The organism is Oceanobacillus phoenicis, from assembly GCF_047238145.1.
Taxonomy (GTDB): Bacteria; Bacillota; Bacilli; order Bacillales; family Amphibacillaceae; genus Oceanobacillus.
On the sequence record NZ_JBDFME010000001.1, the window covers coordinates 1247625 to 1273955 of the forward strand.

Below are 26331 nucleotides of genomic sequence, written 5' to 3' on the forward strand. Positions count from 1 at the left end.
TATAAACAGCTAAAATTATTCATTCGAATACAATCGTTATTTTTCTGTATAGATTGTTAATCATCCTCATAAAAACCACGTAATGATTCTGAGTTTAGTTGTTGAATGCCAAGTGTTTCATACGGTACATTCAATTTAAGTGCTATATTATTTGCCTCTAAGTCAATGTTTTCTACAGATACTTGAAAGTTTCCTTGTATATCCATATCCGTCACTGCAACATAGATTTCTTGCTCTTCTGGGTTAATCGTAACCCATTCTGGCATTGGTAAGTACCTTCCCATATATTCCATGATTTTTTTGTTCGGAAGCTCTAATAATCCTACAGAAATAGATTTTTGTTTGAGTATCAAATCTCCGTTTGGTTGGACTAGTGGTTCAAGTCTAACTGATAGAGGAACCGTGGAAGAGAATACAGGTAATTCCCCCATTAAATGTACATCTTCTTCAAGCGCTATTCGATAATGATGATTTGTCCCTTCAAGTAATTTTTCGATATATGCATTTACTAAGCTATTTAAATTTTGTTTTGTTGTACGAATAATAAACTCAGAGCTTTCTTGTTCATCGATATTATTTGAAGAAGGGTATTGATTACTTGATACAGGCCAAAAAATGAGGGTAAGAACGATAATTATCACAAGCACATTTAAAGCAAATAACCCTATGAAAAGTTTTTTCCACTTGTTTATCATTTTTAGTCTTTTTAATCGTTCTCTCATTATGTTCATCCTCATCTAATTGACATATAATTTAATACTCGTTCAGCAATTCTATAATACCCTTCGTAGTTCGGATGGAAATTATCGTCGGCATATAGGTTAATATTATTTGTATCAGTAAATAAATCTTCAATAGGTATAAAAGTGCTATTTTCATATTCATCCGTAATACTAGTACCAGTATCGTTCCAAGCACTAACAATCATATCAAGCTCTTGGATGTCCTCAAAATAATTTTTAAAAGGATTATAAAGGCCCACTAAATAGATATAAGTATCGGGATTAATTTCCCGGATCTCAGTGAAAATGTCTTGGAGCCTTTGTTCATAATGAACTTGTTCTACCTGAAAGTCATCAATATCTAAGCTTGTGATATTTTCCTTAACGACCTGCATAATGTCATTTGCACCAATAGTTACTAAAACAATATCTGATTCTTGTATCGCATCAATCAATTCTTGTTCATTCCGTAATCTTTCTAGCAGTTGATCAGTACGGTTACCTCGTTTTCCGAAGTTATCAAAATCAGCACTATATCCAGTACTATTTATGGTTCTATCAAGAATTCCAACATAACCACCTTGTTCAGTTTCATCACCAATACCCTGTGTTAATGAATCACCAACTGCCACAATCTGTGTTTCATCTGAAGATAGAAAATTCATAGTACCATGAACAGCATCATTGATAACTTCGGGAAAGGAATTTCCAGATGCTTCTTCAGCTTCTATATTCTCATTAGATGTTTCGTCATTCGCATTGTTTTGTTGATTTCTTGATTTATTCTGATCTACTTGTTGTTGTAGTGCTGTTTCTTTCTCTCTTTGATCAGAAGAAAGATGTTTAAATGGATCTTGAGATTGATAGATAAATCCAATTGCGATTAGAAGTACTAATGCAACCAATCCGCTGAAGATCATAATCTTTTTCTTGTTTTTCATGTAATCACACCTATGCAGTTCATTTCTTATATAATATGAATTAGTAAATGGATTTGTCTATTAAGAAGGCTGATGTAGATGGATTTTTATAATAACAGTTTAATCCATTTATTGATAACCTAAACCAACAATTTATAGCAAAAAAAAAGCCTTCATTATGGAAGGCTTTTATTTATATATATTTTATTACCCAAATAAAATGAAACATAAACATATTTTATAGTAATTATAACTTGATTGGTTGTTTCGTCTCTATACCGCTACGAAGTTGTAGAGCAATTTTTGCTGGTGATTGATTGGTTATTACAATGTTATCTTTTAGTTGAGAGGACTGGCTATCCGATGCAAATACAATCGTATTTGACGGAACAGTTCCTTCGAGAGAGTGTACTGTCTCATCAATCCAGATAGCATCAACTTCTGTACTTAGTTCACTTAATGATGTTACCGGCAATATTTCATATCCTAGTTTTCTCAGAGGTGCTTGTTGATCTTGGTCTACGTGAATTGTAGCAATTATTTTTTTCCGTACTCCATTACTACGATCAAATGGAGACTGAAGTAACCATTGTACTGCAACTTCCTCTTGAGACGGTTTATTTGTACGTGATTTACCAGTCGCTTTCTCGATTGCTTGATCAAGATCAGCGATGATATCGTCGATAGACTCTAGACCTACAGATAATCGTACTAATTCTTCTGTTACGCCACTTAATGCTAAGTCATCCTCATTTAATTGTTGGTGTGTGGTAGAAGCCGGGTGAATAATGAGAGATTTGGCATCTCCTACATTGGCAACATGCGACCATAATGAAACATTATCTATTAATGTTCGACCTGCTTCTCTTCCACCAGAAATTCCGAAAGTAATAATCGATCCGAAGCTTTGTTTTAAATATTTACCTGCCAGTTCGTGAGATGGATGCTCCTCTAACCCTGGATAATTCACCCATTCGACAGCTGGATGTTCTTGTAAATAATTTGCTAATTGCAATGCATTATCCGTATGTCGTTTAATGCGTAAGTGTAATGTTTCTAATCCTTGCAGTAGCAAAAAGGCATTTTGTGGGCTAAGGGATGCTCCAATATCACGTAATAACTGCACTCGAAGTTTTGTAATATATGCCTCCGCTCCAAGGTCAACGTATTTTAATCCATTGTAACTTTCATCAGGTTTTACAAAGTCTGGAAAACGTTCGTTATTCCAATCAAAGCGACCACTATCGACGACAACACCACCAATGGTTGTTCCATGGCCGCCAATCCATTTTGTTGCGGAATGAACAACAATATCTGCACCCCAAGTTAACGGTTTTGTTACATATGGTGTAGCAAAGGTATTATCAATGATTAACGGTACCCCGTGCTTATGTGCTACTTCGGCAACTTTTTCGACATCAAATACATAGAGGCTAGGGTTCGTTATAATTTCACCAAAAACGGCTTTTGTCTTATCCGTAATAGCATCTTCAATGGCTTGGGGATCTGTACCATCCACAAATTTTACATTGATTCCGTAACGCGGAAGGGTATTAGCAAATAGATTAAATGTACCTCCGTATAAGTTACTATCAGAAACAATTTCATCTCCAGAACCAGCAATATTAAGAATAGCTAACGTAATTGCAGCCATACCGGATGATGTAGCAACAGCACCGATACCATCCTCAAGTTGTGTAATGCGTTGTTCAAAAGCATCTACGGTTGGATTCATAATTCGTGAATAAATATTGCCGGGTTCCGCTAAACCAAATAAATTTTGCGCATGCTCAGTGTCTCGAAACACATAGGATGTAGTTTGATAGATTGGAACTGCGCGTGATCCAGTTGATGGATCTGGTTCTTGACCTCCATGAAGTAAGATAGTTTCTGATTGTAATGATTGAAATTTAGACATCGTATTTCCTCCTTGAAATTATTATTTTTAAAGTAAGAAGAGAAGGATTAAAAAAAGCCCCCTTCATAAGAAGAGGACTTTGTCTGTTTAAAAAACCGAACCTCCTCTTATCTTCCAGACGATAAGTCTGTAGGATTTAGCACCTTTCAATAGCAAAATTGCCACAGGTTGCCGGGTTTCACAGGGCCTATTCCCTCCACCACTCTTGATAAGAGATTTGCTTATTAAATTGTTAAAAGTATATCCTGTTTACTTGTTGATTGTCAACAGTAAATTTATAATTATATAAATATTCATGTAGTTAATGTCTTTTTCCGTTGTTTACGAGGTAATTGTTTATATAAGCTATACATATAGATTGCTAATGCTATCCAAATAAATAAAAATGTAATCATATGGTGTGTAGTAAAAGATTCCTTATATAGAAATACGCCAAGAAAGAACATCACAGTCGGTGCAACATACTGTAAGAATCCAACAGAAGCAAGTGGTATTCTTCTTGCCCCAGCAGAAAATAGTAGTAAAGGGATAGCAGTAACAATGCCACCACCTATTAAAAACAGGTTTTCTAAAGTTAAAATAGGATTTAATGAGAATCCTTGTGCTTGAGGAGCGAACCATATATATAATAGTGCAAATGGTGTCATAACAAGTGTTTCTAATGTAAGCCCAAACATGGCACTGAGATCTAGCGTCTTCTTGATGAAACCATAAATGGCGAAAGAAGCTGCTAAAAATATCGATATCCACGGGAATATTCCATACCCTAATGTAAGATAAACTACAGCCACACCAGCAAGGATAAAAGAGAATATTTGCGATTTGGTTGACGGTTCTTTTAAAATGATTAATCCCAATAATATGCTTAGAATAGGATTAATATAGTATCCCAAACTAGCTTGCAGAACATGCCCACCATTGACAGCGAATATAAACAAAAACCAATTTAATGTAATGACAACCGAAGCTGCGGTAATAGCAATGATTTTTTTTCGTTCCTTCCTAATATGCTTTATCGAATGTAAAAAAGACCGCCATTTGCCAGACAGTACAACAAGCAAAAGCATAAATACACAACTCCAGATAATGCGATGCGCAAGAATAGTTCCTGCTTCAATGGTGTCAAGTTGTTTCCAATAGATTGGCAGGAAGCCCCAAAGTAAATAAGCACTAAATGCAAGAATCATCCCTTGCTGTAATGATTTATTCCCCATAATTATCCTTCTTTCTGTAAGTACATTGAGTTTCATATAATAATAGATGGATTTTTGAAAGGAATCAATTATTTGAATTCGCCATAAAGAAAACGCTTTCATAAATGTGGTAAATACTTTATTATAGAATTGACATGTTTGTCATGGTGAGGAATTGTCTGTAAAACTCTTAAAGCAAGAAATAGAGAATTATCATTATTGAACTGTGAAACTGGGGTTAAACACCCTGCTAAGTCGGATTAATCGTCAGTGGGTGAAAAAATCAGCTGATTTAAGTCTTACTATTAATAAAAGAGGGGGATTGTGATGATGAAAAAGTCATATAAACATATGGAAACGTCAGTTATTCATGAAGGTTATGATTCAACACAGATGCTCGGGAGCTTGACTCCTCCAATATTTCAAACATCAACTTATATTTTTGATTCAGCAGAGCAAGGGGAAGCGCGATTTGCTGCAGAGGAAGAAGGGTATATTTATTCTCGTTTAGGTAATCCGACTGTGCGCATTTTAGAAGAAAAAATTGCAGCATTAGAAGGCGGAGAGCGAGGATTAGCTTTTTCTTCGGGCATGGCAGCGGTATCCGCTATTTTAATTGCACTAACAAAAGCCAATGATCACATTATTTGCTCATCTGGATTATATGGTTGTACATATGGTCTGTTATCCATGATGAAAGAAAAATATAATATTAGAACAGATTACTCTAATATGTCATCCGAGAAGGAATTGGAAGACCAAATAACCAAAGAAACAGCATTAATCTATGTGGAAACTCCGATTAATCCTACCATGGAAGTGATTGATTTAGAATTAGTTGTAAAAGTAGCCAAGAAATATCAACTGCCTGTGGTAGTTGATAATACTTTTTCATCGCCATACGTACAACGACCTTTAGAAATAGGATGTGATTTTGTCATTCATAGTGCTACGAAGTATATTGGCGGGCATGGTGATGTAATAGCAGGTCTTGCAGTTGGGGAAAAACAGATTATGGGTGAGATTGCTCTAACTACACAGAAAGATATTGGTGGAGTTTTGTCTCCTTTTGATGCTTGGTTATTGATTCGAGGACTAAAAACATTACCAATACGAATGGATAGACATAGTAGTAATGCAGAAAAAATAGTTCAACAACTAAAATTACACAAAGCAGTTAAAAGCGTTTATTATCCAGGTGACCCTGATTTTTCTAATGCAACTATCGCGAATAAACAAATGAAGCTAGGGGGAGGCGTCCTTGCATTTGAAGTCAAAGGCGGAAAGAAGCAAGCACAACAAGTATTAAATCAATTACATTTTATTAAAATAGCTGTTAGCTTAGGAGATGCGGAATCATTAATGGAACACCCAGCGTCCATGACACATGCTGTTATTCCTATTGAGGAGCGAAAGAAGATGGGGATAACCGAATCCTTATTAAGGCTTTCGGTTGGAATTGAAGCATGGGAAGATATATGGGAAGATATTCAACAAGCACTTGATACCATTTAAATTGGATATAAGAAATAAGAAGTATTTTACAACTAAAAGGTTGGAAGATACTTCTTTTTTAATGTACATATACTTGGGAACAATATTTAAGATAAGAATTTAGTGGTATTATCTAGAAATGCATTTCTGTGCTATTATTATAAAGTGTAATGTTTTTTAGTTAGGGGGAAATGGCCATGGGAATTACCTCTTTGTTATTAGGACTAACATTTGTTCTTAATATTGCATTAGCTATTTCTATTATTTTTCTTGAACGTAAGGATCCTACCTCCTCTTGGGCATGGGTAATGGTCCTTCTATTTATACCAATACTTGGTTTCTTTCTGTATTTGATATTTGGAAAGCCAATCAGTAATAGGAAGATTTTTTCGTGGGATAAGAAGAGTCGGTTGGGAGTAAAGACAACAGTCCAAGCTCAATTAAGGCTTTTAGAAGAAAATCAATTCGAATTTAATCAACCAGATCTTATCGAACATAAGGACCTCGTATATTTGCATTTGAAAAATGATGAAGCTATTTATACACAAAATAATGGTGTAGATATTTTTACAGATGGACAAGAGAAATTTGATGCTTTGCTAGAGGATATTGAAAATGCGAAAAAGCATGTACATATTCAATACTATATTATGCGAAGTGATGGATTAGGAAATCGACTTGCTGATATGCTAATTAAAAAAGTTAATGAAGGTGTAGAAGTACGAGTTCTGTATGATGATATGGGTTCAAGGTCGTTAAAAAGGAGTTATATAAAACGACTGAAAACTGCTGGAGTGATGGTCGAAGCATTTTTCCCATCTCGATTTATAGTCAATTTCAAAATTAATTATCGAAATCACCGAAAACTAGCTATTATTGATGGTAATATTGGATATTTAGGTGGCTTTAACGTAGGGGATGAATATTTAGGGATTAATAAGAAATTTGGTTATTGGAGAGACACTCATCTGCGTGTAATAGGTGATGCGGTACAGAGTATGCAAACCCGTTTTATTTTGGATTGGAATCAAGCATCGAGAGATAATATCGCATATAATGAAAGTTATTATGAAACCATTTCTTCTGGAAATGTCGGTATGCAAATTGTTACTAGTGGTCCGGATTCGGAATATGAACAAATCAAAAATGGGTATATCAAAATGATCATGGAGGCAAACGAATATATTTATATTCAAACTCCTTATTTTATCCCGGATGAAAGCTTAAGGGATGCATTAAGAATCGCTGTTTTATCTGGAGTACATGTTAAAATTATGATTCCAAACAAACCCGACCATCCATTTGTATATTGGGCAACATTATCGTATTGTGGTGATTTAATCCAAGCTGGAGCAGAAATATTTATTTATCAAAATGGATTTTTGCATGCTAAAACAATTGTAGTGGATGGTAGAATAGCTTCAGTTGGTACAGCTAATATTGATGTGCGTAGTTTCCGACTGAATTTTGAAGTGAATGCATTTCTATACGATTCTGAAGTAGTGAATCGGTTATTAAATAAGTTCGATACAGATTTGGAAAAATCAACACAAATGACAATGAAACTTTATGAACAAAGATCGATAGGAATCCGTTTTAAAGAGTCTATATCTAGGTTGATTTCACCTGTCTTGTAAATAGTAGGGAATGGAATCATCTACACAACATAATGAAAAAGCACAGTAGGAGTGAAATTTTGAATGGAAGCAAAACCTTGTTCAGCATCACTAGCAATTAAGACGACACATGTACTTCCACCTGATACGAATCCTTATAATACATTATTTGGCGGGAAATTAATGGCGCATTTAGATGATATAGCGGGAATTGCTGCTGTGAAGCACGCTAATAATCCTGTTGTAACTGCATCTACAGATTCTGTAGACTTTTTAGCACCGGTACGAGTTGGGCAATACATTTCTATCGAAGCATTTGTAACATGGACACATCAGACTTCGATGGAAGTTTTTATTCGCGCTATTACAGAAGATATTAAAACAGGAAAAAGAAAAGCATGTACAACAGCTTTTATGACATTTGTAGCAATTGATGAAAATGGAAAACCAATCTCAGTTCCTCCAGTATATCCAGAAACTGATGATGAAAAAATGTTACATGAAAGTGCACCTTTACGAGCAAATCGTCGTGAAGAGAGAAGACTTAATTCAAAAAAACTCGCAGAGACTTTTGGGACAACCTACCGTACGGAAAAATAAATTGATCTGTGAGGGTTACAGTGCATTACACTTTAAATAACATATGTATAGAGGAATTAAGAAACGGATGCAGACTTCTAATCGAAGCTTGCATCCGTTTTAGTGTTGTTCTACCTCATCAGCTGATACATACTGGTCAGCCCATTTTTGGATTTCTTGAATAACAGGTTCTAAACTTTTACCTTTTGATGATAGTGAATATTCAATACGAACAGGAAATTCGGAATAAATATTACGTTCAACAATGCCTTCTTTTTCAAGAAGTTTCAAACGATCAGAAAGTAATCGACCACTGATTGGTAAATCGGCTTCCATTTCGGAAAAACGCTTTGCACCTTTTAGTAACTCAAACAAGATTAAGCCGACCCATCTTGTACTTAATAACCCCATCGCTTTTTCAAAACGAGGACAAAGCTGCTGATCCATTGTGTTCACCTCAATCTATATAATTCGTCAGCATTAATTACAAAAAGTAATCGTTGAATCAAGAATAACATAAACGGTTATGATAGTAAATGTGACGCTACCTTATGCACGAATATAAATTTTGGCAATTTTCCGTTGAATGTGAAATAATAGAAAGGATGATAGATTATAGATAACTTTGTGGAGGTTAGACAATGATTAGTACACATACACAAGAAAAATATGCGGAATTGACACTTAAAAAAGGAGTTAATTTACAAAAGGGTCAAGCAGTTATGATTAATGCTCCAATAGAAGGGGCGGATTTTACACGAATTGTTGCTCGTAAGGCTTACGAATTAGGTGCTAAAGACGTACATATTAATTGGATGGATGATGAGTTAACTTTATTAAAGTATCAGTACGCTCCGGACGAGGTAATCGAACATTATCCAGAATGGAAGGTAAAATTACATGATTCGTTTGCAGAAGATGGTGCAGCAGTAGTTAATATTCGTGCAACAGATCCAGATTTGTTAAAAGATATTGATCCATCTAAAGTGGCTAAAGCAAATAAAGCTTCTGCGCAAGCTATGGTGAACTTCCGGAAGTATACGATGAATGATAAAATTCCTTGGACAATTATTTCAATCCCATCAAAAGCTTGGGCACAGAAAATATTTCCAGATAAATCAGAAACGGATGCAGTGGAAAGTTTATGGGAAGCAATATTAAAGATTGTACGAGTGGACCAGGAAGATCCGGTTGCAGCATGGGATCAGCACAATGAAACATTGAAGACTGCTCGTGAAGTTTTAAATGATAAAGAATACAAAAAGTTAATTTTTAAAGCACCAGGAACAGATTTAGAGATGGAACTACCGGATGGTCATATATGGAAAGGTGGATCTGCAGAAGCAGAAACAGGAGTTAGTTTTAATCCCAATATGCCTACTGAGGAAGTATTTTCTCTACCGCATAAATATGGTGTGAATGGAACGGTCTCTAGTACGAAGCCATTAAATTATGGTGGAAGTTTAATTGATAATTTTACATTAACGTTTAAAGATGGAAAAGTAGTTGATTTTAAAGCAGAGCAAGGAGAAGCTGTATTAAAACATTTACTGGATTCAGATGAAGGTGCTCTTCGTTTAGGGGAAATTGCGCTAGTTCCACATGAATCACCAGTATCTCAATCTGGTTTAATTTTCTATAATACATTATTTGATGAAAATGCGTCTTGCCATATTGCTTTAGGTAAAGCTTATCCAACAAACTTAAAAGGCGGTGCATCGATGGATCTAGATGAACTAGATAAACATGGTGTAAATGATAGTCTTATTCATGTTGACTTTATGATTGGTTCTGAACAAATGGATATTGATGGTGTAAAAGCTGATGGATCAACAGAGCCTGTATTTAGAAATGGAACATGGGCACTTAATATTAAAGGATAACCCATTGATTTCCAAAATAATAAGGTTTATCTTACTTAAACATAATATTGTAAGTTAGAAAAATAGGCGATTTCCTTGGGTATGGTTCAGCCATTCAACTGAAGCTTTTCCCAACGGAGTCGCCTATTTTTCTATATTCACATTACAACTTTTAGGGTTCAATTATACTTGAAATATGTCATTTTTAATAAGAGCGGCTTTGATTTTCGTGTAACTCAATTCTTCAGATAGTGCATCTTTGATAGGTTTTAATTTAGACTCTCCTATTTCTTCATACGTTGCAAGTATTACTTGTTCTTCCTTATCCGAAAGGAAGAAGCTCCATGATAAAGGATGACCTTCTTTACCAGCTTTAAATAAATGTGTCTCTACCGTCGTTTCTGATAGTTCACGTATAGAGGCAATTTCAGGTATCGTCTTACCGCTATAAAATAATTGGTGACTTATAATATGGGAAGGACGATCATCTTTTAACGGTTGGATGGTTCTCTTAGAACGGTTAATTGGAATTGGTTGCTTTATAGTAGGGTTATTATCTTTCCAATCTAAAATAATTTCTAAGAAATCCTCACCATATTGATCCCATTTTTTCTCTCCAACCCCTTTTATAGATAACATGTCTTCTTTATTAGTAGGAAAATATCTTGCCATATCTTTTAAAGATGTATCGGAGAATAATACATATGGTGGTAGTTCCAATCGTTGGGCAAGTTCCTTACGTTTATTGCGTAATTCCTCGAATAACGAGGTATTATAATCGACGGATTCACTAGTAGGGATCGGACTAGAAAACATGGTGACATTACGTGTTCCTTTTAGCACCTCAACAGAGTTCTTGTTTAGTTTTAATAAAGGAAATTTGCCTTCTTCTGTCGATAACAGGTTTTCTGCGATTAAAAAATGAATTTGTTCCGTTATTTGTTTTTCGGTGTACTTAGACATAATTCCATAAGTAGTAAGTTTTTGAAGTTGGAATCCCATGATCTTTTTATCTTTAGATCCTTTAAGTACCTTCGAAGTAATACTAACTCCAAATCTTTCTTCCAACCGTTTTACACATGAAAGAATCATTTGTGCTTCTTCTGTTATATCGATTTTTTCTTTGCGTTCCGTACAATTACTACAACGATTGCAGGTATCTGATGCATTATCTTTCTCGGACTGGAAATAATCTAAAATATATCGATTTAAACAGCTATGTGTATGACAGTAATTTGTCATTGATTGAAGTTTTCTATATTCCTTTTGTTGTGCTTCTTCCTCCATATCGGATTGTTCAATTAAAAATTTTTGTAATTGTACATCCTGTGGAGAGTAAAGCAAAATACAGTCACTTGGTTCGCCGTCTCTACCAGCTCTACCAGCTTCTTGATAATAAGATTCAATGTTCATTGGCATCGCATAATGAATGACGTATCGCACATTGGATTTATCAATTCCCATACCAAACGCATTTGTTGCAACCATTATAGTAGTCTTATCATGAATGAATGACATTTGCTCTTCTTGGCGTTCTTGCTCGGATAACCCAGCATGGTATTTCGATACATGATAACCAGCTTTTTGTAATAATTCATAGATACTATCTACTTGTTTGCGGGTAGCAGCATATATAATCCCTGATTCATCTTGATGTTCTTTCAAATAGGAACGGATATAATCCTGCTTGTTTTTGCCTTTAACTAAATGAAAGGAAAGATTTTTGCGTTCAAAGCCTGTATGTACGGTATGTTCATTGGATATATGTAATAGTTGTTGAATATCACGAATAACTTCTTTGGTTGCTGTAGCAGTTAATGCCATTAATACTGGAATATGGGGTAGTCGTGTGATATTAGGAATAATCGAACGATAACTTGGTCTAAAATCATGACCCCATTGCGAAATACAATGTGCTTCATCAAACGCAATTAATGAAAGGTACGTTCGTTTAATCGCTTGGATAAAAAAATCAGATTCAAATCTTTCTGGAGCCACGTAGACAAATTCATATATACCAGATTGCATGTTATAAAGTCGTTTGTTTTGTTCTTGCATAGAAATTGAACTATTGATATATGTCGCTGAGATACCAAGAGCCTCTAAAGCATCCACTTGATCTTTCATTAGAGAAATAAGTGGAGAAATGATAATAGAAGTTCCATTCATTGATAACCCTGGAATTTGATAACAAATTGATTTTCCGCCACCTGTTGGCATAATCGCTAATGTGTTTTGATGCTTGATAACAGAGGAAATAGCTGTTTCTTGACCAGGACGGAATTGTTGATAGCCGAAATATTTTTCTAAAAGTTGGATTTGTTCTTGCATGTTTTCCGACTCCTTCATAAAAAAGAATATCTATCTTCCTATCGTAGAACTTGTAAGGAAGAAAGTAAAGTTTCTATATATAGAGAGAATTTTAATTGATAAAGTTGGTTTTTATCACAAGTCTTGTTTTCTAAATAAATCGTTCGCGCTAAATTTATTTACATATCATCCCGACATATATAAAATGTTTTTATATCAAAAAAGAAAAAGGAGGGTAATGTATGGTTCCTTCTCTATTATTTGAAATAATGTTAATCGGAGTGCTTGGTATAGCATCTCAATGGATTGCTTGGCGCTACCGATTACCTGCCATCGTCGTAATGTCGGTTACAGGGTTAGCGGTTGGTCCAATATTTGGAGTTATTAATCCAGAAGAGGATTTTGGAGCACTTTATAGTCCACTCATCTCAGCCGCAGTAGCAATTATACTATTTGAAGGTAGTTTGAATTTAAGCTTTAAGGAGTTGCGTGGTATAGGAAGACCTGTATTTCGCATATCCACAATTGGAGCTTTTATTGCTTGGATACTAGGGTCGTTAACGGCTCATTATATAGCTGGACTGTCTTGGGCAGTAGCGTTTGTCATTGGTGGTTTATTTGTTGTAACAGGCCCAACTGTTATAATGCCACTACTCCGTCAAGCGAAACTGAAAGCTCGTCCTGCCAAAATATTAAAATGGGAAGGAATTATTGTAGACCCGATTGGCGCACTATTAGCAGTATTCGCCTTTGAAATTATTACCTTTTTTACGGCAACGACTCCAGATGCTATGCAATTGGTGCTGTTTTTCGCAGCTTCTTTATTTGCGGTGTTTATTGGTTATATACTTGGTAAAGGACTTGGCTGGATGTTTGAAATGGGACATATTCCTGAGTTCTTAAAATCACCAGCTATTGTTGTGGTAGTTCTTCTATGCTTTACACTGGCAGATGAAATAATGCATGAAACAGGATTGCTATCAGTAACAGCGATGGGTATTACGCTAGCGAACATGGGAATTAGTTCAATTTCTGATATGCGCCATTTTAAAGAAAATATATCAGTTTTACTTATTTCGACTATATTTATCATGCTAACTGCTTCATTAGACAGGGAAACCATTATGCAAATATTTAGCCCAAATATTATCTTATATGTTCTTCTTATGATGTTTGCAGTTCGTCCATTGTCTATATTTTTATCGACTATTGGAACTGGCTTAAGTTTAAATGAGAAGACACTACTTGGCTGGATTGCACCACGTGGAATCGTTGCGTTAACGGTATCAGGTTATTTTGCAAATGTACTAAGCGATGCAGGATATGAGGATGCTTCTATTCTAACAGCACTTACGTTTGCACTTGTTATATTTACTGTTGTTGCACACGGATTTTCTATTGGTTGGTTATCGAAAAAACTCGGGTTGTCGAATGAGGGAAATCCAGGGGCAATAATTGTTGGTAGTAACCCATTCACCATTGAACTTGCTAAATCCCTAGGAGAGGCAAAGTACCCAGCAATTATTGTGAGTTCTTCTTGGGAAGATCTAGCTCCAGCTCGAAGTGCAGGATTGCATGTTTATCACGGTAGTATGCTATCAGAACAAACAGAGCATCATCTCGATACGATACCTTATGAGTATTTACTAACCGTAACACATGACCATGCATATAACTCTCTTATCTGTACAACGTTTATGCCTGAATATGGAAGGACAAATGTATTTAAAGTAAGTCCTTATACGCATTTTGAAGATGGCTACTCTACTGGAGTGGTTTCGAAAGTAGGCGGGCGCATCTTATTTGATAAAAAGTTTTCATTAGAAGAACTCGTGGAGAAGGTAGAGGATGGATTTACGGTAAGAAGAACAACTTTATCGGAGAAATTTACATTCGACCACTATAAAGAAAAGAAAGATCCAGAAACGGTATTCTTATTTTTAATTAAACCTTCTGGACAACTTAAGTTCTTCTCTGAAGAGATGCAAACTATTCCAGTATCAGGTGACGTGATTGTTAGTCTAACAAAGCAGAATAATGATTAACAATAAACTCCTTAGGAAAACCTAATATTTGGTTTTCCTAAGGAGTTTTAAATTTTAAATATTAATTATCTAAATTTATGAAGAAAAAGACAAAGCTGCTAAGAATAGGTAGCTCGTAGTATGTTAATTCGTCGGAAGTTCATCTAGCTGCCGATTAACTTCGGCAATTTCTTTTTCTAAACGGATTAATTGGCCTTCAGCAGACGATACTCTTCCTTTAACATACTCTAATTTATCGAGATCACTTTGAATCCGTACGTAATCTGATTTAAGTTCATCCAATTTTGCCTCAAGTTCTTGTCGAGTGTTCAAAACGAATTTCCCCTTTCGCTAAATAAGCGCGTCTTGTTTTTCTTTTTTTGATTTGACATACGTCTGATAAAAGTGAATTGCTATCGTTCTAAATACTGCATAAATCGGTACGGCAAATAAAATTCCAATAAATCCTGCAATGCTTCCCGCTGCTAAAATGATTGTAATAACTGTTAATGGATGTAGATTTAATACTTGACCCATTACATTCGGTGAAATCAGTGTACTTTCAATTTGCTGTGCCACTAACATAATAATCGCTACCCAAATAAGGTTCATTGGGTCTTGGAATGCTCCAACGAGTAAAGCTGGTATTACGGCAATGTATGGTCCTAAAAATGGAATTACATTCATCAACATTCCAAATAAAGCAAGAATGACTGAATATTGTAACCCTATAATTAAATATCCAATTAATAGTAATATACCTACAGCTAAACTCACTAATAATTGACCTTGGATAAACGATGTTAACACTTTATCAATCTTACTAAGTAGGCTTTGAATATTTTTCGCTTTCTTTTCACTAAATAATTGAGTGATAAATGGAACCAACTTATGTCCATCTTTTAACATAAAGAATAAGAAAAATGGAATAAGGATTACACCTAGTACAATGCTAACAAGCTGCCCAATAAATGCCCCTAAAAATCCAAAGATATTACTTGTTGCATTTTCTAAATACGCAGGAATATCATCTGCAAAATCATTTATTGCTGAGATCACTTGATCAGGGATACTAGAGTAATTTTGCTGCCAGTAAGAAATAAAATCTTCTACCATTTTAATCATACCAGGAATGCTATCAATTAATCGATTGGCTTGATCACGAGCGATTGGCCAGATGAATAAAACAAACAAAGCAATCACAGATATAATTAACAGGAACACAATTAGGATGGAGAGGATTTTAGGTATTTTTCTTTTCACTAAAAAGTTCATTACAGGTTTGGTTAGATAATATAAAATTCCTGCACCTATAATAGGAAGTGCTACGGCACCAATTAATTGCAGTAATGGAGTAAAAATAAAAGTTGTCTGTGAAATTAATAGAATCAGCAGAAACAAGAGTATAAAGAACATTAACACTTGAAACCATCGCTTGTGCGACATAACATCACTACTTTCTGTATCGTCTATGATTAGTATTATTTTACATCTTTTTACATGGATTAGAAAGGTTATTCTCTTACTAATTAGTAATTACCGATTTTAAATAACACTAAACGAGAGTTATAGTAATAGGGGAAAAAGTATGCTAAAATTTTTGCATATCGTTATTTGGGAGGAGACGTGTGTGCAAAACTGGGAAAAAATGTTTGAGAAGTGGAATATGTTTACAACATTAGATGAATCATTAAGAATAAATTTAGATAAACTAAAGAATGATAAAGATGCGTTGAAAGATGCTTTTTATCAAGAATTATCATTCGGTACAGCTGGTATGCGAGGTGTTCTTGGAGCAGGAACAAACCGCATGAATATCTATACAGTAAGAAAAGCAGTTAATGGACTGGCAGATTATCTGTTATCTAATTATAGTGATGCAAAGAAACGGGGAATTGTCATTGCTTATGATTCTCGGTATATGTCTAAAGAATTTGCAATAGAATCTGCAAAGGTATTAGGATATTATGGCATACATACATATGTATTTGAATCTTTACGTCCAACTCCTTTGTTATCCTTTGCGGTCCGACATTTAAAAACTGCAGCAGGGATAATGATTACTGCTAGTCATAATCCACCAGAATACAATGGATTCAAAGTTTATAATGAACATGGATCGCAAATTGTTCCATCAGAAGCACAGATGATTGTGGAGTCAATACAGAAAACAGAAGATGAATTAGCAGTTCCGATATTAGAACAAGCACAAGTAGAAGAACAAGGAAAATTAACCTGGCTAACCGATAAAGTAGATATCGCTTATTTGGAAAAATTACATGAAATATCTCAATTATCAACGGAAGAGCAGCAAAATGATAAGGATTTACAGATTGTATTTACGCCATTACATGGAACTGCGTTTGAGTTAGTAACAAAAGGACTTCAGCAGCTTCACTTCTCTAAAGTTGCTGTTGTAGAAGAACAAGCTCAACCAGATCCGGAGTTTTCGACGGTGGAATCTCCCAATCCAGAAGAACACCAAGCATTTTCAAAAGCTATTGATTTAGGAAAACAAACAAACGCCGATATTTTATTAGGTACGGATCCAGATGCAGATCGTCTTGGTGTTGCTGTGAAAAATGCAGAAAATGCATATCAAGTGCTAACTGGTAACCAACTTGGTGTATTATTATTTGATTATATTGTCAAGCACATGGATACTTCTAAAACTGTGAAGCCTCGTATGATTAAAACGGTGGTTACAACAGAAATGGGACGTGCAATTGCAGATGCAAATCAAGTAGAGTCAATTGATACGTTAACAGGTTTTAAATATATTGGGGAGAAGATCAACCAATATGATACAACGGGGGAGACTTTCCTATTCGGATTTGAAGAAAGCTACGGTTATTTAATCAGTAGTTTTGCGCGCGATAAAGATGCTGTCCAGGCAGCAATGATGGCCACAGAAATGGCATATTATTGGAAGAAGCAAGGAAAAACATTATTTGATGCATTAGATTTACTATATGATCAATATGGGTACTATCTAGAAGGAATGACATCCTTAACATTGAAAGGACAAGAAGGTTCGCAACAAATCGAGGAAATTTTAACATCAATTAGAGAGAAACCCTTCAATGAAATTGGCGGAATGCAGGTGACTGCTATTGAAGATTATTCGATTTCTATTCGTACCTTAACATTAGAGGGAAAGCAGGAAACCATTGCACTTCCGAAAGAAAATATGATTAAGTATTTGTTACAAGATGATGGTTGGGTGTGTTTCCGTCCATCTGGTACAGAACCGAAAATTAAATATTATTATGGTGTACGCGGTACGAATTCGGAGGATAGTCAACAACGATTGTTGGCGCTTAAGGATTCGTTAGAAAAACGAGTGAATAGCATCATTGATTAACTCAATGTATTATTTCTCTATATTGACATATGCGAGAAAAAAGTATTTAATAAGGATATACTTATAGCAAATTAAAGGGGAGTAGCTGCACATTTAAAGTCGTCATTACGAGATTAATTCTCCGGCTTTATATGGCAACGACCGTTGTTAGCGAGACCTTTACCACTACCATTAGTAGGTAAAGGTCTCGTTTTTTTACGTGCTTTTTTACTAATGAGTTGATTGCGGTGAGTAATTGTCCATCCCCTTTCCATTTTAATCTTAGGGGTTGCAAGAAGAGAAGGAGAATGGACAATAATACCTTTATAAGGTTCGTTAAACCATCAAGTAGGAAAAACCCCCACCGCTTAATGGAAGTCTCACTATAGAAGAGGAGTTAATGTATTATGGGTTCAGAGTTATTGTTAGAATATTTATGGGTCTTGCTGGTACTTATTGGTTTAGAAGGATTATTAGCAGCTGATAATGCTCTAGTATTAGCAATAATGGTCCGACATCTTCCAGAAAAACAACGTAAGAGAGCGTTGTTTTATGGACTGGCAGGAGCATTTGTTTTTAGATTTGCATCGTTATTTGTTATATCGTTCCTTGTTGATTTTTGGCAGGTGCAAGCACTCGGTGCCGCTTACTTGTTATTTATTTCGATAAAGAATTTATATGATCGATTTAAAAAGAAGAAAGAGCCTGAGCCTAAAGAGGAGCTAGAGATAGCTGAAGATGCAAAAGAATCTGTAGCTGCATTAGCAAATAAAGAACCTGAACAAGCATCAAAGAAAGAATTTTGGTTAACTGTAGTAAAGGTAGAATTTGCAGACCTTGCTTTTGCAGTTGATTCTATATTAGCAGCTGTAGCTTTAGCGGTAGCATTACCTGCTACTGGTTTAGGTAATATTGGTAGCTTAGATACTGGTCAATTTATGGTAGTATTTGCAGGAGGTATGATTGGATTAATTATCATGAGATTCGCTGCGAATATATTTGTTGGTATTCTTCATAAACGCCCGGCACTAGAAGTAGCTGCGTTTTTAATTGTTGGATGGGTAGGTGTGAAACTAGCAGTTCTTGTGATGGCAAATCCAGATATTGGCTGGCTTCCAGAACACTTCCCGCATTCCACAGGCTGGAAGATAAGCTTTTATATTATACTTGTAGCAATAGCAATCGTAGGTTGGTTCGCCTCCAGTCCGAAGAAGAATCAAGAAAAAGAGCAGTCTTAATTTAGTCTGGCTAATTGATATTATTAAGATTATACTAGGTGTAAATAATCTTGAGGGGGCTGACTATGGTACAACATCATTTTCATTTGAAGGCGGAGTGGCCAGGTGGCAGGAATAGCCAAGGAACGATTGATGCAGGAAATTTAAAAACAAAAATATCAATACCGCCAGAAATGGATGGTCCAGGAATCGGTACTAATCCAGATGAAATGTTATTAGGAGCGGCTGCTACTTGCTATGTGATTACACTGGCTGCAATGATAGAACGTGCGGAACTGCCTTTAAGTAAAATGTCTCTAGAATCTGAAGGTATTGTGGATGTAAGCAATGGTGTATTTACGTATGAAAAAATCATCCATAAACCTTTTGTTGATTTAACAAAGAAAGCGAATGACAAACAGTGGAAACACGTACGAAAACTCGTAGAAAAAGCAGAGACTTCTTGTATGATCTCTAGAGCAATTCAAGGAAATGTACAAATAGAATTACAGCCAACATTCGGTAATTAGATTTTATGTAAATCCCGAACCAGACTGAGAAGGGTTAAGAGTATGGTTCGGGATTTTTTTGTTATCCACGTACTAGTCGAAGCATTTTCTTCATATGTTGATGCTCATGCATATCGTGATAGTTTGTAAAAGGGCAACCAATCTCACGTATTCGATTTACAACATTACTAATTGTAAAAAACGTAGGATCTAAATCCTCATTTACTTCATTCCAATAAAGGGGTGTAGAAATTGTACCTTCTTTTGTCATTCTTGGAGAATAGGGTGCAATCAATGTTTTATCTTTTCCATGTTGAACATAATCAATATAAAGTCGATTATTTCGCTTCTTTTTCATCCGTTCGGTCGTAAAATCATTTGGATATGACTTTTCTAACGTTTTAGCAATGGCTTCTGTAAATAGAAATGTCTCGTCATAAGTCATGCTTCCTTCTCGAATTGGAATATATACTTGTAGTCCTTTATTTCCGGTTGTCTTAACGAAGGATACAAGTTCTAAGTCATCTAATATTTGTTTTAAGAGTTTTGCAGCATGTACAGCTAAATTAAAGTTCTCACGATCTGGTGGATCTAAATCAAAAGCAATCTCTATAGGTGTTACATGATCAATCCGTTGAAATGGAATATGGTATTCTATGGAGCCGTGATTTGCTAACCAGACAATGCTTTTCAATTGATTACATACAATATATTTCTCTTGGGAAGAAATGGATGATAAATAATCTGGGGCATAATCTGGTAGGTTTTTTTGGAAAAAAGATTCTTCTGATATTCCATCGGGACAACGAATGATGGTCAATGCTTTTTGACGTAGAAAAGGTAACATCCAAGGTGATACCTCACGAATGTACACTAACAGATCTTTTTTTGTATATTTATTTGGCCATAGAAATTTATCTGTATTTGATAAATCAATAGAATTAGGAAGTTGTGCCATGTCTAGTTGTAATTTTTCCAACGTGCATTCTGTATATGGTATAGCTGCTGTAATATTTTTAAATTCAGGTTCACGGAGTTCTTGATCATATAAATCTAAGCTGTGAATTGTACTCGTAATTGCTGGAGGTAGATAGTAAATACCATCAATATAATCGCCTTGTTCTTGAAAAAGTTTCTGAACAGTTTGAGAAGTATCTTTTGCTAAGCCGTGTTTACACTTTCCGATATAATAGGGTGTATTATTTTCAAGTACGCTAACTGTGAAGTAGCCATTACTTGGATTATACGCCGTTAGAATCCCATGTATTAGCCTCCAATTCTTAATCTTAAACCAATCGTGATGGTATTTCCCTTTTTGATATGTGCTTTTTTTCCTTTTGGCCACGATGCCCTCGGCTTTAGCAGAAAATACAATTTCATTAATATTTGAAATAGAAGTAAATGATTCCACACATCTAATAACTCCATCACTTGATATATGTTGCATGAGTTGATGAAGGTATTTTTTTCGTAATGATAAATTGTTTTGGTGTAATTTTTTCCCTTTTAGTTCTGTCAGATCAAACACCATTAATGTTGCAGGTCTATAATTTGCTTTTTTTTCAATTCGGTCAGTACTTTGTAATCTTCCACGGATTTGTATTTGTGCGAAATTAGCTTGATATCGGTGATTTAATATTACGAGTTCGCCATCAAGTTCTAGTGGTAATTTTTTTTTGAAGAACTCGTAGTTATCTTTGCACCATTGAATAACTTCTGGAAATTTCTTTGTGATATCATGATTATTTTTACTTATCAAGGCTATTTTGTTATCGACAGACCATACTAATCTACAGCGAAATCCATCATATTTCACCTCATATAGCCAGTCATCTCCGACTGGAATTTCTGTACTTGCTATTGGCTTCATCCATTCCATGTAACCACCTCTTTAATAGGATGGCTGATTTTATTGTTTTTACTATTCCACTCGTATAAAAAAACATTGAGAACTGCAAACTAACTATAAGGAGGGAACGGAATGCATACAATGTGGAAGGGAACTATTAGTTTTGGTTTAGTCAATATACCAGTTAAAATGCATGCAGCAACGGAAAACAAAGATATACGATTACGTCAACTTCACAAAAAATGTAAAACCCCGATTAAATATGAAAAGGTTTGTCCTAACTGTGAAGAAGATGTATCAAATGACGATATTGTAAAAGCGTATGAATATGCTAAAAATAAATTTGTTGTGTTAGATGATGAAGAACTAGAAGCTTTAAAGAAAGAACAGGAAGATAAAGCAGTAGAGATAATTGACTTTGTTCAATTAAAGGATATTGATCCCATATATTTTGAAAAAAGTTATTTTTTATCCCCAAATGAAGGTGGATCAAAAGCATATGCCCTATTGAGAGAAGCTTTAATAGATTCTGGCAAGATTGGAATTGCTAAAATGATGATACGTTCCAAAGAACAATTAGCCGTCATTCGTGTATATGAAAGTGCAATTGTTGTAGAAACGATTCATTATCCAGATGAAGTTCGAGCTGTATCAGATGTGCCGAATGTCCCTGAGCAAGCAGAAATAGGAAAAAAAGAACTGGATACCGCTAAATTATTGATTGACCAATTGACAACTGAATTTGAACCTGAAAAGTATACAGATGATTATCGAACGGCTCTATTAGAATTAATAGAAGCGAAGAAAAATAATGAAGAAATAGAAATTGGCGGTGAACCAAAAGCAACTCCAGATAATGTAACCAATTTAATGGATGCGTTACAGGAATCGTTGGATCGAGCAAAAAAAGACAAGCCAAAACCAAAACAGCCGAAGAAAAAAACAACTACAAAGAAGAAAAAAGCAACGTCATAAAGTCTCTAGTGTCAACTCTAGGGACTTTTATACTTATGTGGAAAATATACCTAATATCTCTTGGTATTTACCCTATATGTAACGGATAGTAAAGCCCGATTGAATGAAGTTTGAATTTATGGCAAATTAACTGTATTTCTATTACATTTTTGCTTAGCACTTACAAATTGATTACAGAATGATGAAATCTGGGCTTTTGATATGATTTTTTTTTGAAAAACGGGTAAAGTGGATAATGCAACAATAATTCTGGAATACAACAAGAGGGATGAATATGGAACGTAATGCTTTCTTTGATAATGCGAAAGTTTTGTTAATTTTCTTGGTTGTTTTTGGTCATATGATCCAACCTTTTACAAGTGAATACGCAGGAATTAACACTTTGTACTTATGGATTTATACGTTTCATATGCCAGCATTTATACTATTATCTGGATTCTTTGCTAAAGGTTCAGGAAATGCGGGATATGTATGGAAATTAGCAAAGAAATTAATTGTACCTTATTTGATTTTTCAAATTTTATATACAATCTATTATTTCTATATTGGTAAACCAGACTGGCAAACGGATATGTTTCACCCACACTGGTCCTTATGGTTCTTATTTAGCTTATTTAGCTGGCATATTTTATTAATCGTATTTAAGAAAATTCCTCCATTCTATAGTATCTCTTTAGCAGTACTAATCGGAGTAGTAGTAGGATATTTTGGAGAGATTGGCCACACATTTAGTTTGTCGCGTACATTTGTATTCTTCCCATTCTTCTTAATCGGATATTGGGTGACAGAGAAACAAATGATGGGTATAAAGAGAAATACGATAAAAGTAATTTCATTAGTTGTGATGACCGTACTAGCAATTGCCATTTTCTATATGCCGGATTTTAATTCCGGATGGTTGTTAGCTTCCAAATCTTATGGGGATTTAGGAATGGAGCAATATGGTGGTATTGCAAGATTGCTTGTGTATGCTACAGCAGCTGTTATGGTGGTTAGTGTGTTAGCCTGGGTACCAAAGCGGAATTTCGGGTGGTTGACACAATTAGGTACAAGAACATTATATGTATATTTACTTCACGGTTTTATCGTACAGTTTTTACGTCAATATGATATATTATCAGTAAATAATGTATTAGACTTAATCGGTATTGCGGGTATTTCGGCAATGATTGTTCTACTATTGTCTAGTAAGCCTGTATTAACAGTGTCACAACCATTAATTGAAGGGAAGATGTCTATACTTCGAAATATATTTAACAACCAACGAAGCGGAACATCTTCTTAAAGATTAGAAAGATTTACTAACAAAACTTCAGTGGAAATCTAAAAAGAACTCAGAGATTATTAAATCTCTGAGTTCTTTTTCAATGTATTCATATCTTAAAAGATAATATGAGCGATTAACGTAATTACTGGTAGGGTAATGATTGTACGTAATAGGAAGATAAACACTAAGTCTTTGAATGATACAGGAACTTTTGATCCTAATAATAAGCCTCCAACTTCAGATAAATAAATTAATTGAGTTACCGATAATGCTGCAATAATAAATCGAGTAATTTCAGCTTCTACACCAGATATAAAGATAGCTGGTAAGAACATATCTGCAAATCCAATTAATAATGTTTCAGAAGCTTCTTGTGCATGTGGTATTTGCATAAGCTCTAGTAACGGAACGAAAGGTGCGCCAATCCATTGGAAGAATGGAGTGTATTCTGCAATCACTACAGCAACCGTACCAATTGCCATAACAACAGGAGCTACACCTAACCACATGTCAAGGATATTTTGACCGCTTTCCTTTAGTAGCTTCGAAAGACTACTTTCTTTTCTTGCTCTTTCAATTGCATTCTTATATCCATAACTAATTAAAGATTCCCCTTCAGGGAGCGACTCATCTAATTCTTTAGTTGAATCTGTAACATACGTATTAGCTTTTCTAGATAGAGGTGGAATTCTAGGCATGATAAGTGCCGCCACAACCCCAGCAATAATAATCGTTAAGTAAAATGGGAAGAATAATCTTTCCAATCCGACTTCTTGTAGGACAACTAATGTAAAAGTAATAGAAACAACAGAGAATGTGGTTCCAATAATAGCTGCTTCACGTTTCGTATAGTTTCCTTGCTCGTATTGCTTACTGGTTAACAGAACTCCAATTGTTCCATCTCCTACCCAAGAAGCAAGTGCATCAATTGATGAACGCCCAGGCAGACGGAATAAAGGGCGCATGACCTTTGTCATTAATGTTCCAAAGAATTCAAGCAAACCAAAATTCGTAAGCAGTGGTAAAAGTAATCCGGCAAATAAAAATACTGCAAACAAAACATGTAAGAGAGAATGTAATAACATTCCACCTGTATTTTCACTATAGATTGCTTCTGGACCGATTTCGAAAAATACCATGACTGCGATAATGGCAGCAATCACACGTGTGATTGTCCAGAACATACTTGTGTAGAATAATTGCTTTAAGAAAGGCTTTTGATTAAAAGCATCCTCCCCTAAGAATTTAGCAATAACTGTAAAAATAGCAGTTATAATGATAATAACCATCATAATTGCAGAAAGACTATCTGCTAATAAAACCTGTATCCAATTTGCTAACAAAGCAATTGGAATTGTCATATCACCATCAACGGTAATAGGAACCATAAAGAAGAAAATACCAACCAAAGAAGGTATAATGAACTTCAAATGATCGCTAAAAGAATATGATTTCAAATTATTGACCCCCAAATTTATATTTATCTCATTATTATACATGATTTACTGACTGCATAATTATACATTATAGGGAAAATATATTCAATCATTTTTTAGTTTGTAACTAATTTCATAATTAGTATGGTATTTAATTTCATAAGAAGAGGTATAATCCGAACAATATATAACCATCATTCATTATTAATTAATGGATTAAAACTATTCAAATCGGGAATATAATAACTAATATGGATATTAATTTAGTAATAACGTTAAATTAATTTACGATATGGTAGTTCATTCACTATAATAGAAATAATCCATGGGGATATTTTCTCCAGATGCATCTTTTGAAAGTGAATTTCATTGAAGGGGGTGTAATACATGAGTGATTATTTACGAAAAGGTTTCTTGCTTGGACTAGGAGCTGCTGTAAGTGGTAAAGAGAAGTTCGATAAGAAACTGAAAGAACTCGTTGACAAAAACGAACTAACACAAGAGCAAGCGAAGACCGTCATGGATAACTTTATCGAAAAAGGCGGTATGAAAAAAGAAGAGTGGGATGCGAAACAACATCAACAAACTCACAAGCTTGCTAAAGATTATGGAATCGCAACCGTAGAAGATATTCAAGAAATTCATGCAAGACTTACAGAACTAGAGGACAAGTTAAGTGACCAATAGGCACTTTTTAGAGAGCTTGGGACATGACAAAAAAGTTTAGCTCAAAAGACAAATGATTTCTAATTTTTATCGAAGTATACTTTTATAGCGATGATTTAGGAGATCGTTCATTTAGATTTTCTTTTGATTTCATTCTTTTGTCCCAGGCTCTCTTTCTTTAAAACTGGATATTTATCTGAATTGTACAGGCCTTAAAACGATTACTTCAAGACGATGAGACTTACCGAAAGAGGATAAGAGGAGGATAAACTGGACCGCTATATCCGATTGTGTTCAAGTGCTTTAGGTCACGCTTTTGTGGTACTAACATTCTGTAGGAAAAGAACGAGAACCTCCATTAAATGAAGGTTAATCCAAGACTGTAAATTCAGTAAATTATCAATTTACTATTGATTGTGATAGTTTTAACG

21 protein-coding genes and 1 riboswitch are annotated in these 26331 nt (G+C 34.9%); of the genes, 11 read left to right on the top strand and 10 right to left on the bottom strand.

The annotated features are described in order from the left end of the window. Window positions 1-56: 56 nt before the first annotated feature. The 4 genes from ABC346_RS06590 to rarD form a co-directional block, all read right to left on the bottom strand. Window positions 57-722 carry a YpmS family protein gene (locus ABC346_RS06590; RefSeq protein ID WP_413234090.1) on the bottom strand — a complete coding sequence of 222 codons (666 nt, stop codon included), beginning with the start codon at window positions 720-722 and terminating at the stop codon, window positions 57-59. An 11-nt stretch (window positions 723-733) separates the two neighbouring features. Beyond that, window positions 734-1663: an SGNH/GDSL hydrolase family protein gene (locus ABC346_RS06595; RefSeq protein WP_413234091.1), complete on the bottom strand. Its 930-nt coding sequence runs from the start codon at window positions 1661-1663 to the stop codon at window positions 734-736. 226 nt (window positions 1664-1889) lie between these two features. After that, on the bottom strand, window positions 1890-3560 hold the full coding sequence (locus ABC346_RS06600; protein WP_413234092.1) for an O-acetylhomoserine aminocarboxypropyltransferase/cysteine synthase family protein: 1671 nt from the start codon (window positions 3558-3560) through the stop codon (window positions 1890-1892). Between the two features lie 104 nt (window positions 3561-3664). Continuing rightward, a riboswitch (SAM riboswitch) is annotated at window positions 3665-3775 on the bottom strand. Between the two features lie 78 nt (window positions 3776-3853). Then, window positions 3854-4774 carry an EamA family transporter RarD gene (gene rarD / locus ABC346_RS06605; RefSeq protein ID WP_413234093.1) on the bottom strand — a complete coding sequence of 307 codons (921 nt, stop codon included), beginning with the start codon at window positions 4772-4774 and terminating at the stop codon, window positions 3854-3856. 309 nt (window positions 4775-5083) lie between these two features. On the opposite strand from rarD, the gene megL reads away from it, so the two are divergent. From megL to ABC346_RS06620, 3 genes are all read left to right on the top strand, one after another. Next, window positions 5084-6268 carry a methionine gamma-lyase gene (gene megL / locus ABC346_RS06610; RefSeq protein WP_413236523.1) on the top strand — a complete coding sequence of 395 codons (1185 nt, stop codon included), beginning with the start codon at window positions 5084-5086 and terminating at the stop codon, window positions 6266-6268. Between the two features lie 176 nt (window positions 6269-6444). Next, window positions 6445-7884 (top strand): cardiolipin synthase, encoded by a 1440-nt coding sequence (gene cls, locus ABC346_RS06615; protein WP_413234094.1) that lies wholly within the window; start codon window positions 6445-6447, stop codon window positions 7882-7884. Between the two features lie 63 nt (window positions 7885-7947). Next, a complete protein-coding gene (locus ABC346_RS06620; protein WP_413234095.1) occupies window positions 7948-8463 on the top strand; it encodes an acyl-CoA thioesterase in 516 nt (171 codons plus the stop codon). A 99-nt stretch (window positions 8464-8562) separates the two neighbouring features. Here the strand turns inward: ABC346_RS06620 and ABC346_RS06625 are convergent, their stop codons facing one another. Further along, entirely contained in the window at window positions 8563-8889 is a 327-nt protein-coding gene (locus tag ABC346_RS06625; protein WP_413234096.1) for a winged helix-turn-helix transcriptional regulator, read from the bottom strand. Window positions 8890-9083: 194 nt separating this feature from the next. Between ABC346_RS06625 and ABC346_RS06630 the strand changes: the two genes are divergently transcribed. Next, window positions 9084-10325, top strand: coding sequence for an aminopeptidase (locus tag ABC346_RS06630; RefSeq protein WP_413234097.1), 1242 nt, complete (start codon window positions 9084-9086; stop codon window positions 10323-10325). A gap of 162 nt (window positions 10326-10487) precedes the next feature. Here the strand turns inward: ABC346_RS06630 and recQ are convergent, their stop codons facing one another. Next, on the bottom strand, window positions 10488-12635 hold the full coding sequence (gene recQ / locus ABC346_RS06635; protein ID WP_413234098.1) for a DNA helicase RecQ: 2148 nt from the start codon (window positions 12633-12635) through the stop codon (window positions 10488-10490). Between the two features lie 221 nt (window positions 12636-12856). On the opposite strand from recQ, the gene ABC346_RS06640 reads away from it, so the two are divergent. Further along, complete coding sequence (locus ABC346_RS06640) at window positions 12857-14659, top strand: cation:proton antiporter (RefSeq protein WP_413234099.1); 1803 nt, start codon at window positions 12857-12859, stop codon at window positions 14657-14659. Window positions 14660-14782: 123 nt separating this feature from the next. Here ABC346_RS06640 and ABC346_RS06645 read toward each other — a convergent pair whose 3' ends face one another. After that, entirely contained in the window at window positions 14783-14971 is a 189-nt protein-coding gene (locus tag ABC346_RS06645) for an SE1832 family protein (protein WP_413234100.1), read from the bottom strand. An 18-nt stretch (window positions 14972-14989) separates the two neighbouring features. Further along, window positions 14990-16084 (bottom strand): AI-2E family transporter, encoded by a 1095-nt coding sequence (locus ABC346_RS06650; protein WP_413234101.1) that lies wholly within the window; start codon window positions 16082-16084, stop codon window positions 14990-14992. Between the two features lie 184 nt (window positions 16085-16268). Between ABC346_RS06650 and ABC346_RS06655 the strand changes: the two genes are divergently transcribed. The 3 genes from ABC346_RS06655 (at window position 16269) to ABC346_RS06665 (ending at window position 19728) form a co-directional block, all read left to right on the top strand. Next, window positions 16269-18002, top strand: a complete 1734-nt coding sequence (locus tag ABC346_RS06655; protein WP_413234102.1) for a phospho-sugar mutase — start codon at window positions 16269-16271, stop codon at window positions 18000-18002. A gap of 386 nt (window positions 18003-18388) precedes the next feature. Continuing rightward, window positions 18389-19219 (top strand): TerC family protein, encoded by an 831-nt coding sequence (locus ABC346_RS06660; protein WP_413234103.1) that lies wholly within the window; start codon window positions 18389-18391, stop codon window positions 19217-19219. Between the two features lie 65 nt (window positions 19220-19284). Beyond that, a complete protein-coding gene (locus ABC346_RS06665; RefSeq protein WP_413234104.1) occupies window positions 19285-19728 on the top strand; it encodes an OsmC family protein in 444 nt (147 codons plus the stop codon). Window positions 19729-19789: 61 nt separating this feature from the next. Here the strand turns inward: ABC346_RS06665 and ABC346_RS06670 are convergent, their stop codons facing one another. Then, window positions 19790-21586 carry a DNA ligase D gene (locus ABC346_RS06670; protein WP_413234105.1) on the bottom strand — a complete coding sequence of 599 codons (1797 nt, stop codon included), beginning with the start codon at window positions 21584-21586 and terminating at the stop codon, window positions 19790-19792. A gap of 102 nt (window positions 21587-21688) precedes the next feature. Between ABC346_RS06670 and ku the strand changes: the two genes are divergently transcribed. Both ku and ABC346_RS06680 read left to right on the top strand, forming a co-directional pair. Then, window positions 21689-22531 carry a non-homologous end joining protein Ku gene (gene ku, locus ABC346_RS06675; RefSeq protein ID WP_413234106.1) on the top strand — a complete coding sequence of 281 codons (843 nt, stop codon included), beginning with the start codon at window positions 21689-21691 and terminating at the stop codon, window positions 22529-22531. A gap of 274 nt (window positions 22532-22805) precedes the next feature. Further along, window positions 22806-23816 carry an acyltransferase family protein gene (locus tag ABC346_RS06680; RefSeq protein ID WP_413234107.1) on the top strand — a complete coding sequence of 337 codons (1011 nt, stop codon included), beginning with the start codon at window positions 22806-22808 and terminating at the stop codon, window positions 23814-23816. A 95-nt stretch (window positions 23817-23911) separates the two neighbouring features. Here ABC346_RS06680 and ABC346_RS06685 read toward each other — a convergent pair whose 3' ends face one another. Further along, window positions 23912-25255: a YjiH family protein gene (locus ABC346_RS06685; RefSeq protein WP_413234108.1), complete on the bottom strand. Its 1344-nt coding sequence runs from the start codon at window positions 25253-25255 to the stop codon at window positions 23912-23914. Window positions 25256-25621: 366 nt separating this feature from the next. Here ABC346_RS06685 and ABC346_RS06690 point away from each other — a divergent pair, with 366 nt between their 5' ends. Then, window positions 25622-25921 (top strand): phasin family protein, encoded by a 300-nt coding sequence (locus ABC346_RS06690; protein ID WP_413234109.1) that lies wholly within the window; start codon window positions 25622-25624, stop codon window positions 25919-25921. Window positions 25922-26331: the final 410 nt, after the last annotated feature.